We start from the raw sequence: 10,625 nt of genomic DNA, 5'->3' as shown, positions 1-10,625 counted from the left end.
TCAGTCGCCGGCGAGGATGGCCTCGATGACGGCGGCGACGCCGTCCTCCTCGTTGGCGGAGGTCCGGCCGGAGGCGGCCGCGACGACGTCCGGGTGGGCGTTGCCCATGGCGTAGGACCTGCCCGCCCAGGTGAGCATCTCGATGTCGTTGGGCATGTCGCCGAGGGCCACGACCTCGTCGGCCGAGATGCCGCGCTCGGCGCAGCACAGGGCGAGCGTGCTGGCCTTGGAGACGCCGAGACCGCTCACCTCCAGCAGCGCGGTGGGGCTGGAGCGCGTGATCGTGGCGCGGTGTCCGGCGGCCGTGCGGGCCAGGGCGAGGAAGCCGTCGGGCGTGAGGTCGCGGTGGAGGGCCAGCAGCTTCAGCAGCGGAGCCCCGGCGCCGGGCACGTCCTCGTGGAGCAGCTTCTCGGCGGGGCCGACCGTGACGGCGACGTCCAGGTGGAGGGGCGGGTAGTCCGGCTCGTGGCGGATGCCGTCGGCGAACTCCAGCGCGAAGGCGGCGCCGGGGGCCTCCCTGCGCAGGGTCTCGACGACGTCGTGCGCGGTCGGCCGCTCCAGCGCCCGCACCTCGACGATCCTCCCCCCGGCGTGGAGGTCGACGACGGCCGCCCCGTTGGAGCAGATCGCCAGCCCGTGGCCGTGGACGTGCTCGCTGACCACGCCCATCCAGCGGGCGGGCCGCCCGGTGACGAAGAAGACCTCGATGCCGGCCTCCTCGGCGGCGGCGAGCGCCGCGACCGTCCGGTCCGACACGGACTTGTCGTCGCGCAGGAGCGTCCCGTCGAGGTCGGTGGCGATCAGCCGGGGCCGCCGCCGCGACATCGGACGGCTGCTGGAGAAGGTCGTCGGTGAGGTCACGTACCCATTGTCCCGGACGAGCCGCCCCTTCGGCGCACGGACGTGCGGGACCCCGCACATTCGAGCCGCGCTCCGGCGCCGGGCGGAACGGGTGACGAGCCGGCCGGGGCGCACCCCGGCCGGGCCGGCGGCTCAGCCGTTCAGCTGCGCGAGCCCCTCAAGGGCGATCCGTTCGAAGACGGCCTCGTCGGCGGCGAACACGGAGTCGGGGACGGGCGCGTGCACCACGATCTCGTCGAAGCCCAGCTCCGCGTGGCGCCCGGCGAAGTCCGCGAAGGCGTCCACGGACTCCAGGACGCCGTTCGCCTCCGGGGTGAATCCGGTGAGGAGGATCTTGTCCAGTTCTCCCACCCCCCGGCCGATCCCGGCGCACGCCTCGCCCAGCCTCTCCACCTGGTCGCGGAGTGCCGCCAGGGACTGCTCCGGCGTACCCGTCTCGAACAGCTTCGGGTCCCCGGTGGTGACCCACGCCTGGCCGTACCGTGCGGCGAGCCGCATCCCGCGCGGGCCGGTGGCCGCCACGGCGAACGGCAGCCGCGGACGCTGGACGCACCCCGGCACGTTGCGCGCCTCGCGGGCCGAGTAGTGACCGCCCTCGTGGGTGACGGCGTCCTCGGTGAGGAGCCGGTCGAGGAGCGGCACGAACTCGGCGAACCGGTCCGCCCGCTCCCGGGGCGTCCACGCCTCCTGGCCGAGCACCGTCGCGTCGAAACCCGTGCCGCCCGCGCCGACGCCGAGGGTGATCCGGCCGCCGGAGACGTCGTCCAGCGAGATCAGCTCCTTGGCGAGCGTGACCGGGTGGCGGAAGTTCGGCGAGGTCACAAGGGTGCCCAGCCGGATGTTCCGCGTCACCGTCGCCGCGGCGGTGAGGGTGGGGACGGCCCCGAACCACGGACCGTCCCGGAAGGTCCGCCAGGAGAGGTGGTCGTAGGTGTACGCGGCGTGGAACCCGAGCTCCTCGGCCCGCCGCCATATCTTCTGTCCGTCGCTCCACCGGTGGACGGGGAGGATCACCGTGCTCAGACGCATGCCCCGGACGATACGCGGGGCTTCCCGCTGCCGTAGACATGCCGGCGGAGCAGGTGCGGGAATCCGCGCCGGCGCCGCGTCGCAGGCCGCCACCGCGGCGTCGTGGGTACGTTACGACCTGGAGTACCGCACGTACTCGAACGTCGGGCGGGCGGCGTTCCGCGGCGTGTCCAAGGGTGGATTCCTCCATGCCTGGTGCCCGTCCACGCGGCCGGCGGGGCGTGGCCGGTGTCCGGGGCGATGACGGCCTACCCCAGGTCCAGCGCCACCGACATCGCCCAGGCGGCTCTGCGACTGGCCACGCACCATCCCGAGCTGGTCCTCCGCAACCAGAGAAGACCGGGCAGGGGTGGCGGCGGATGCGGGAGGACCGGGCTGCGTTCGTCGAGTTCTGCGGCAGTGACGAGCTGGTCCTTCCGCCTGCCGAAACCGGGGACCCCCTCAACGCCTACCACCGCCACCGCCAACAGGCCGCCGTCGCCGGACGGCCCGGCCGTGCCCGACGCAAGCGGCTCCCCGGCCGGGACCTGCCCTTCTTCGAGCTGCCGCCAGAACTGGCGGGCTCGGACACCGTCGGCGTCATCTACGACCAGGCCGACGGGCTCAACTCCCACGCCGACTACGGGATGCTGCGGGACCTCTTCGCTGATCCGGACCTCGCCGGTCGCAGCCGGCGCCAGGACCTGCTGCGCACGTACCTGCGTGGGGAGCCGATCACGCCACTGCCGATCCGCCGGCCGGCCGCCGCTCACCCGGAGACGGCGGACGCCGTGTTCCGGAAGCTGCCGAGGAAGCCCGGGTTCGTCTGGAGCGAGCACGGCGAGGCGCTGCTGCGTCGGCGCAAGCCCTGGTACTACGAGGGCGATCCGCGCCCTGGAGCGTCCGTGACGGGCGGCCGTCCGCGTGAGCTGCTCGGTGCGGGACGGCGCTGAGCTCGCGCAGGGAGAGGCCCGGCAGATGATGTGCATACCGCAGTATGCTGGCTCCATGGCTGATACGACCCGCATCACGGTCACTCTGCCCACGGAGCAGGTGGCGGAGCTGAAGAGGCTCACGGACAACGTCTCCGGCTACGTCGCGGAGGCGGTTGCCCGCCAGATCAGGCACCAGCTTCTCGGTGAGGAGCTGCGCCGCTATGAGGATGAGCACGGCGCGTTCACCGACGAGGAGCTGACCGCGGCCCAGGCCAGGATCTTCGGCACGGCCGAACACGAGGAGTCGGCGAGCGCCGCGTGAACCACCGCATCGAGACCGTCGTGCTGGACTCCCAAGGACTGTCCGCCTGGATCTCACAGGACCGGGCCGTGCTCGCGATGATCCGATCCTTCCACTCGATGGCTGCCGATCTCGTGGTCTGTGCCAACACCATCGTGGAAGTCATGCACGCCCGGGTGAACACCGCCCGACTGAACTGGGTGCTCTCCCAGGTCAAGGTGGAAGCGGTGACCGAACAGGCGGCCGGAGCCGCCGCCGGCCTGCTGAAAGAGGCCGGCCTGCACGGTCACAAGTACGCGATCGATGCCACCGTCGCCGAGCTCGCGCTCCGCCAGCCAGGCCCGGTGGCCATGCTCACGTCGGACATCGACGACATGGCCAAGCTGTGCGGTGGTCGCGTCCGGCTCATCGCGCTCTGATCCGCTTCGGTCGGGGCCAAGGTGCCCCTGATGCACGTCGGGACCTCTCCCCGAGTGGTGGGTACCTCTGAGACCGGCCCCGGCAGGGGCCGATCAGGAGGCGCCTTTTGTGGTGATGACGGTCCACTCGCCCGAGTTCAGGGCGGGCGCCGTCGCGCTGTGCCTGTCGGACCCGAGCCACACCTTCGAGGGCATCGGCAAGGATCTGGGGATCAGCCGCGAGACGGCGCGTAACGGGGTGCGGGCCGAACGGGCCCGCCGAGGCGGGGGCGGCACGACGAGTACGAGCACGGAGAAGGACACGGTGGATTCCCCGTCGAGGGCCGAAGAACTTCAGGCCGAGAACGAGGCCCTGCGCCGGGAGCCGGCGGCAGCGCGCGAGGAGATGCACCGGCTCGCCGCGGAAGGGGACGTCCTCCGCGAGGCGACGAAGTCTTTCGCACAAGAGACGACCTGGTGAGCAACCGCTCGTTCATCGAAGGCCACCACCGCGCCTTCGGCGTGAAGCGGTTGTGCCGGGTGCTGGAGGTGGCCCGCTCCGGCTTCACAAGTGGCGGACGGGCCGCACGGCCCGCGCCGCACGCGAACGGGCCAGCGCCGCGCCGGCCGAGCGGATCCGGGCCGTGCACGCCGAGTGGGACGGCACCTACGGCCGCCCGAGGATCACCGCCGAGCTGCGCGACGACGGCGAGCGCGTGAACCACGAGCGCGTCGGGCGGTGACGCGCAAGTACGGCATCGCCGGGCTGCGGCTGCGCAGGCGCCAGGTCACCACGGTGCCCGAACCGTCCGCCGCCCCCGTGCCGGACCTGCTGCGGCGCGACTTCACCGCGAGCGCACCGAACCTCGGGTACGTCGGCGACATCACCTGCCTGCCGGTGGGCGACGGCGGGTTCCCGTATCTGGCGACGGTGATCGACTGCTTCTCACACCGTCTGGTGGGCTGGTCCATCGCCGACCGTATGCGCACCTCGCTGGTCGCCGATGTGCTCCGGGTGGCCGTTCGGGTCCGCGGCAGCCTGGCCGGCGCCGTCTTCCACGGCGATCACGGGGCGCGGTACAGGTGTCGTGAATCCGCCGCGGCCCGCGCCGGGTGGGGAGCGACCCAGTCCGTGGGCACGGTGGGCACGAGCGCGGGCAATGCCCTCGCCGAGTCGTTCAACGCGGCCCTCAAGCGCGACACGCTCCGCGGAGCCCGCCGTTTCGACGGGGTCCGCGCCTGCCGCCGGGCCGTCTTCCGCTGGACCACCCGCCACCACACCCGCCGCAGGCACTCACGCCCCGGGCAGCAGGCACCGATCACCCACGAACGGCAGTCAGCTACCTGACACCCGCCGCACGACGACACGAACGGTGCCCACCCTCCGGGGACAAGGCTCGTGGTCGTAGGTGTACGCGGCGTGGAACCCGAGATCCTCGGCCCGCCGCCAGATCTTCTGTCCCTCGCTCCACCGGTGGACGGGGAGGATCACCGTGCTCAGACGCATGCCCCGGACGATACGCGGGGCTTCCCGCTGCCGGGACGGAGCCGGGAGCCGCACGGGCGTCGTGATCACTCCGGGAACCGCAGGTAGCGCGGGGGAACGCCGTCCGTGAGCCAGACGCCGTTGGCGCTGACGCGGAAGACGAGGCCGTCGCCGTGCATGGTGCCCGCGTCCACGGTGAGGACGACCGGCCGGCCCCGCCGGGCCCCGACCCCCGCCGCGGTCCCCGGATCGGTCGAGAGGTGGACGTGGTGACGGCCCATGGGACGCAGCCCCTCGGTCCGGATGGCGTCCAGCCGGGGGGCGGTGGTGCCGTGGTGGAGGTACGCGGGCGGAACGGCGGGCGGAAGGCCGAGGTCCACGTCGACGGTGTGGCCCTGGTTCGCGCGGACGCGGTCGCCGTCGAGGGCGAAGCGCCGCTTGTCGTTCACCGCGACGACGTGCTCCAGCTCGGCCCGGCTGAGCGGCACGCCGTGCCCGGCCATGGCCCGCAGCAGGTCGTCGACGGCGACCCAGCCCTGCGGGTCGAGGACGAGGCCGATCCGCTCGGGTTGGTGGCGCAGGTGCCGCGCGAGGTACTTCGAGACCTTCACGGTGCGTCGTCCGTCCATGGCGGCAGCGTGGCAGGGATCACGCCGCCGTGCCACAGAAAAACCGCGGGACAGGTTTGGTCCACAGCCAACTCTGCTTATCCACAGGTTTGTTGGCGATTCTGTGGACAACCCGGCCCGTTTCCCGGCGGCGTCGGAGGCACTCCCGGCAGGCGGAACAGGCCGCCCCGCCGCCCGTCGCCCGTCGTCCGTCCCATGGCCCTGCCGCCCTGCCCCGTCACCCCGCCGCCCGCCGCCCGCCGCCCCGGGCCGGTCCGCTCGGCTCACCGCGGCCTCCCCCGGCCAGGGCACGCAGCACGCCCGGAGCGACACGGCACAGCAGGCGCGCGGCACGGGCTCCCGGCGTGACCGGCACCACCGCCCGGTTCTCCGCCACCGCCCGCAGGACCGCGGCGGCGACCGCCTCCGGCGAGCGGCCCCCCGGCGTGCGCGTCCGTACCGTACGCCCGTGCGGCCGTCCCGCCCCCGGCATCCCGGCGGGGCGTGCCGCCGGCGGGGCGTCCGCGGTGGCGGAACCGACGCGGACCGCCGTGACGCCGACGCCCCGCCCGGCCAGTTCCGCCCGCAGCGACCCGCTGAGCGCCAGTACCGCCGCCTCCTCCCACGCCCCGTACACATCCGGCCCGGTGGGCCGGGGCCCGGCCGTCGGCACCGTGTTCACGATGTGGCCGCCCTGGCCGCGCGCCGCCATGCGCCGGCCGAAGGCGCGGCAGCCGTGGACGACCCCCCGCAGGCCGACGCCGAGGGCCTCCCGGTCCTCGGGAGGGGACCCCGAGGGGAGGGGGTCGATGTCGTTCACGAGCACGTCGACCGTGCCGTGCCGGGCGGTGACCCGCGCGGCGAGCTCCTCCACCGCGCGTTCGTCGCCGACGTCCACCGCCTCGGCCCACGCGCCGGGCGCCCCGAGCAGCCGTGCCCGCTCCGCCGTGCGCGCCGCGCCCCGAGCGTCCCGGTCGACGGCCACCACCCGCGCCCCGGCCTCCGCGAACGCCAGGGCCGTCGCCCGCCCGGCACCGCTCGCCGCGCCCGTCACCAGTACCAACTGCCCGCCGAACCGGTCGGCGTACGGCCGTCCCGACGCCACGGCGGGCGGCAGCCCCGGATCCTCCCCCTCCTGCGCCGTGACGAACTCGGCGATCCACGCGGACAGCCGGTCCGGGTGGGTGAGCGGCACCCAGTGCCCCGCCCGCAGGGTGCGCCGCACCAGCCGCGGCGCCCACCGGGCCAGGTCGTCGTGGAGCCGCTCCGACAGGAAGGGGTCCCCGGTCGGCGTGACCAGCTGCACCGGCGCGTGCGCGTACGGGTCCGGGCGGGGCCGCCGGGTACGGGAGCGGACGTTGTCCCGGTACAGCCACGTGCCGTGCGCCGCGTCGGACGGCAGCGACCCGGTCGGGTAGCCCTCCCCGGGCACCTTCCCCGCCCGCCGCAGCGCGCCGGGGAACCGCCTGCCCAGCGGTCCCCGCCAGGCCAGCTCCGGAAGCACCGGCACGTGCAGCAGGTACACGTACCAGGATCTGGCGCCCTGCTCCAGCACCTGGCCGGCGCGACGCGGCGTCGGCCGCCCCACCCGCTCCCGGATCCAGTGGCCGAGGTGGTCCAGGGACGGCCCCGACACCGACGTGAAGGAGGCGATCCTGCCCTCCGTGCGCCCGGCCGTGGCGAACTCCCAGCCCTGCACCGAACCCCAGTCGTGCCCCACCAGGTGGACCGGGCGGCCGGGACTGACCGCGTCCGCCACCGCCAGGAAGTCGTCCGTCAGCCTCTCCAGCGCGAACCCCCCGCGCAGCGGCACCGGCGCCGTCGACCGGCCGTGCCCCCGCACGTCGTACAGGACGACGTGGAACCGGTCGGCCAACCGCGCGGCGACCCCGGACCACACCTCCTTGGAGTCCGGGTAGCCGTGCACCAGGACCACGGCCGGGCGGTCCGGATCGCCCAGCTCGGCGACGCACAGCTCGACCCCGCCCGTACGGATCCGGCGCTCGCGGGCGCCCCTCGGCAGACTCACGCCACTCCTCCCGTCCCGCGGGCGCCGCACGCGGCCCGCCCTCCGACCCCCCGGCACCGACGAACGTGACGATGCCCGGGGGCGGCGCAGGGGATGCGCGGCCGGCCCGCGCGGAACCCGAAGGGACCCGTCCCTCCCGTACGGGCGCGTACTCCTGGAGTCGGACGGGGATCCAGCCGTCAGGGCTGACGTGCGCCGCGGCGTACGCCACTACGGTCGGAACGTGACTGTGATCGCCACCGAAAGCCTCAGCAAGCGGTTCCCCCGGGTGACCGCCCTCGACCGGCTCTCCCTGGACATCGGGCCCGGCGTGACCGGACTCGTGGGTGCCAACGGAGCCGGCAAGTCGACGATGATCAAGATCCTGCTGGGCCTGTCCCCCGCCACCGAGGGCCGCGCCGAGGTGCTCGGTCTCGACGTGGCGACGGACGGTCCCGCCATCCGCGAGCGCGTCGGCTACATGCCGGAGCACGACTGCCTGCCGCCGGACGTCTCGGCCACCGAGTTCGTCGTCCACATGGCGCGCATGTCGGGGCTCCCGCCCGCCTCCGCCCGCGAGCGCACCGCCGACATCCTGCGCCACGTCGGTCTGTACGAGGAGCGGTACCGCCCCATGGGGGGCTACTCCACCGGCATGAAGCAGCGGGTGAAGCTCGCCCAGGCGCTGGTCCACGACCCCCGGCTGGTCCTCCTCGACGAGCCGACGAACGGCCTCGACCCGGTCGGCCGGGACGACATGCTGGGCCTGATCCGCCGGGTCTGGACGGACTTCGGCATCTCGGTGCTGGTCACCTCGCACCTGCTCGGCGAACTGGAGCGGACCTGCGACCACGTCGTCGTCATCGACGGCGGCCGCCTCCTGCGCTCCAGCTCCACCAGCGACTTCACCCGGACCACGACGACCCTCGCCGTCGAGGTCACCGACTCCGACGCCCACCCCGACGGCACGGCGGCCCTGCGCGCGGCGCTCACCGCCGCCGGGGTCGCGCTCCACGCGCGCGCGGAGGAGGGCCTGCCCGGCGCGGGCCACGTCCTGCTGCTGGAGGCCGCCGGCGAGGAGATCCACGACATCGTGCGCGACACCGTCGCCGAGCTGGGGCTCGGCCTCGTCCGCATGGAGCAGCGCCGCCACCGCATAGCCGAGGTGTTCCGCCCCGGCACGGCGGCGGCCGGCCAGTCCCCGGAGGTGCAGACCCGGTGAGTACCGAGACCCGGATCCACGACATCGGATACCGCGAGTACGAGGGCCCCCGCCTCGGCCGCGCCTACGCCCGCAGGTCCCTGTACGCGCAGTCCCTGCGCGGGGCGTACGGCCTCGGCCGCAGCGCCAAGTCGAAGGTGCTGCCGATGCTCCTCTTCGGCGTCATGTGCGTACCGGCGCTGATCGTCGTCGCGATCGCCGTCTTCGCGAAGTCCCGCTCCCTGAGCGTCGACTACACGAGCTACGCGATCTACATGCAGCTGGTCATCGCCCTGTACGTGGCCTCCCAGGCGCCGCAGTCCGTCTCGCGCGACCTGCGCTTCCGGAGCGTCCCGCTGTACTTCTCCCGTCCCATCGAGCGCGCCGACTACGTCCTCGCCAAGTACGGCGCGATGGCGTCCGCCCTGTTCGTCCTGACCGCCTCCCCGCTGCTCGTCCTCTACGCGGGGGCGCTGCTGGCGAAGATGGACTTCGCCGAGCAGACCGGGGACTTCGCCCAGGGGCTGGTGTCCGTGGCGCTGCTCTCCCTCCTCTTCGGCGGGATCGGCCTGCTGCTGGCCGCCCTGACGCCCCGCCGCGGCTTCGGCGTCGCCGCCGTGATCGCCGTGCTGTTCATCTCGTACGGCGCCGTCACCACCGTCCAGGCCATCGCCTGGTCCACCGGCAACCCGGACGCCGTGGTCTGGCTGGGCCTGTTCTCGCCGACCACCCTCGTCGACGGCGTGCAGACCGCCTTCCTCGGCGCCACCACGTCCTTCCCCGGCGAGACGGGGCCGGGCACCGCCGCCGGCACGGTGTACCTGCTGGTCGTCCTCGCGCTCATCGCCGGCTCGTACGCCGCCCTGATGCGCCGCTACCGAAAGGTCGGACTGTGACCACCCTCCGCATCGACCACGCGTCCCGCTGGTTCGGCAACGTCGTCGCCGTCAACGACGTCACCATGACCGTCGGCCCCGGCGTGACCGGCCTCCTCGGCCCCAACGGCGCCGGCAAGTCGACCCTCATCAACATGATGGGCGGCTTCCTCGCCCCCTCGACCGGCACCGTCGCCCTCGACGGGGAGCCGGTCTGGCGCAACGAGTCCGTCTACCGCCACATCGGCGTCGTGCCGGAGCGGGAGGCGATGTACGACTTCCTCACCGGACGCGAGTTCGTCGTCGCCAACGCCGAACTGCACGGCCTCGGCGACGCGGAGGCGCGGCGCGCGCTCGCCACCGTGGAGATGGAGTACGCGCAGGACCGGAAGATCGGCACGTACAGCAAGGGCATGCGGCAGCGGGTGAAGATGGCCTCCGCCCTCGTCCACGACCCCTCCGTCCTCCTCCTCGACGAACCGTTCAACGGCATGGACCCGCGCCAGCGCATGCAGCTGATGGACCTGCTGCGGCACATGGGCGCGGACGGCCGCACGGTCCTGTTCTCGTCGCACATCCTGGAGGAGGTCGAGCAGCTCGCCTCCCACATCGAGGTCGTCGTCGCCGGGCGGCACGCGGCCAGCGGCGACTTCCGCCGCATCCGCCGCCTGATGACCGACCGCCCGCACCGCTACCTGGTGTGCTCCAGCGACGACCGGGCCCTGGCCGCCGCGCTCATCGCCGACCCGTCGACCGCCGGCATCGAGGTGGACGTGCGCGAGGGGGGCCTGCGCGTGCAGGCGGTGGACTTCGGCCGCTTCACCGAACTGCTGCCGCGGGTCGCCCGCGAGCACTCCATCCGGCTGCTCACGGTCTCACCCTCGGACGAGTCCCTCGAGTCGGTCTTCTCCTACCTCGTCGCGGCCTGAAGGGAGCCCTCGACC

General features: G+C 73.7%; 10 protein-coding genes and 2 pseudogenes. 7 read left to right on the top strand and 5 right to left on the bottom strand.

Features of this window, described 5'->3' with window-relative positions; translation table 11 throughout:
• Together LUW75_RS12160 and LUW75_RS12155 are read right to left on the bottom strand one after the other, a co-directional pair.
• Window positions 1–825, bottom strand: coding sequence for an HAD family hydrolase (locus tag LUW75_RS12160; RefSeq protein WP_250337638.1), 825 nt, complete (start codon window positions 823–825; stop codon window positions 1–3).
• A gap of 168 nt (window positions 826–993) precedes the next feature.
• Entirely contained in the window at window positions 994–1,890 is an 897-nt protein-coding gene (locus LUW75_RS12155) for an LLM class flavin-dependent oxidoreductase (RefSeq protein ID WP_250335624.1), read from the bottom strand.
• Between the two features lie 359 nt (window positions 1,891–2,249).
• On the opposite strand from LUW75_RS12155, the gene LUW75_RS12150 reads away from it, so the two are divergent.
• From LUW75_RS12150 to LUW75_RS12135, 4 genes and pseudogenes are all read left to right on the top strand, one after another.
• Entirely contained in the window at window positions 2,250–2,822 is a 573-nt protein-coding gene (locus tag LUW75_RS12150) for a hypothetical protein (protein ID WP_250335623.1), read from the top strand.
• A gap of 55 nt (window positions 2,823–2,877) precedes the next feature.
• Entirely contained in the window at window positions 2,878–3,126 is a 249-nt protein-coding gene (locus LUW75_RS12145) for a type II toxin-antitoxin system CcdA family antitoxin (RefSeq protein ID WP_250335622.1), read from the top strand.
• Window positions 3,123–3,524, top strand: coding sequence for a DNA-binding protein (locus tag LUW75_RS12140; RefSeq protein ID WP_250335621.1), 402 nt, complete (start codon window positions 3,123–3,125; stop codon window positions 3,522–3,524). Before LUW75_RS12145 ends, LUW75_RS12140 begins: the two co-directional genes overlap by 4 nt.
• A 109-nt stretch (window positions 3,525–3,633) precedes the next feature.
• Window positions 3,634–4,851: pseudogene (locus LUW75_RS12135) on the top strand (IS3 family transposase).
• Between the two features lie 51 nt (window positions 4,852–4,902).
• Here the strand turns inward: LUW75_RS12135 and LUW75_RS12130 are convergent.
• The 3 genes and pseudogenes from LUW75_RS12130 to LUW75_RS12120 form a co-directional block, all read right to left on the bottom strand.
• Window positions 4,903–5,022 (bottom strand): annotated as a pseudogene (locus LUW75_RS12130) (LLM class flavin-dependent oxidoreductase); the annotation flags it as partial.
• Window positions 5,023–5,075: 53 nt separating this feature from the next.
• Entirely contained in the window at window positions 5,076–5,618 is a 543-nt protein-coding gene (locus tag LUW75_RS12125) for an RNA 2'-phosphotransferase (RefSeq protein ID WP_250335620.1), read from the bottom strand.
• A gap of 217 nt (window positions 5,619–5,835) precedes the next feature.
• Window positions 5,836–7,626 (bottom strand): SDR family oxidoreductase, encoded by a 1,791-nt coding sequence (locus LUW75_RS12120; RefSeq protein WP_250335619.1) that lies wholly within the window; start codon window positions 7,624–7,626, stop codon window positions 5,836–5,838.
• A gap of 229 nt (window positions 7,627–7,855) precedes the next feature.
• Here LUW75_RS12120 and LUW75_RS12115 point away from each other — a divergent pair, with 229 nt between their 5' ends.
• From LUW75_RS12115 to LUW75_RS12105, 3 genes are read left to right on the top strand one after another with little or no spacing between them, the layout of a single operon-like run.
• Window positions 7,856–8,827, top strand: a complete 972-nt coding sequence (locus tag LUW75_RS12115) for an ABC transporter ATP-binding protein (protein ID WP_250337637.1) — start codon at window positions 7,856–7,858, stop codon at window positions 8,825–8,827.
• Window positions 8,824–9,702, top strand: a complete 879-nt coding sequence (locus tag LUW75_RS12110; protein ID WP_250335618.1) for an ABC transporter permease — start codon at window positions 8,824–8,826, stop codon at window positions 9,700–9,702. Before LUW75_RS12115 ends, LUW75_RS12110 begins: the two co-directional genes overlap by 4 nt.
• A complete protein-coding gene (locus LUW75_RS12105; RefSeq protein WP_250335617.1) occupies window positions 9,699–10,610 on the top strand; it encodes an ABC transporter ATP-binding protein in 912 nt (303 codons plus the stop codon). The genes LUW75_RS12110 and LUW75_RS12105 overlap by 4 nt, the downstream gene beginning before the upstream one ends.
• The last annotated feature ends 15 nt before the right edge of the window (window positions 10,611–10,625 follow it).

It is taken from the genome of Streptomyces sp. MRC013 (assembly GCF_023614235.1).
Taxonomy (GTDB): domain Bacteria; phylum Actinomycetota; class Actinomycetes; order Streptomycetales; family Streptomycetaceae; genus Streptomyces.
Note: the sequence above shows the minus strand (reverse complement) of the source record. Positions and strands in the feature narration are given on the sequence as shown.

Excerpts from the sequence above, each read along its gene's own strand:
- LUW75_RS12160 (WP_250337638.1), bottom strand. The coding sequence starts at position 825 with ATGTCGCGGCGGCGGCCCCGGCTGATCGCCACCGACCTCGACGGGACG.
- LUW75_RS12155 (WP_250335624.1), bottom strand. The coding sequence starts at position 1,890 with ATGCGTCTGAGCACGGTGATCCTCCCCGTCCACCGGTGGAGCGACGGA.
- LUW75_RS12125 (WP_250335620.1), bottom strand. The coding sequence starts at position 5,618 with ATGGACGGACGACGCACCGTGAAGGTCTCGAAGTACCTCGCGCGGCAC.
- LUW75_RS12145 (WP_250335622.1), top strand. The coding sequence starts at position 2,878 with ATGGCTGATACGACCCGCATCACGGTCACTCTGCCCACGGAGCAGGTG.
- LUW75_RS12150 (WP_250335623.1), top strand. The coding sequence starts at position 2,250 with ATGCGGGAGGACCGGGCTGCGTTCGTCGAGTTCTGCGGCAGTGACGAG.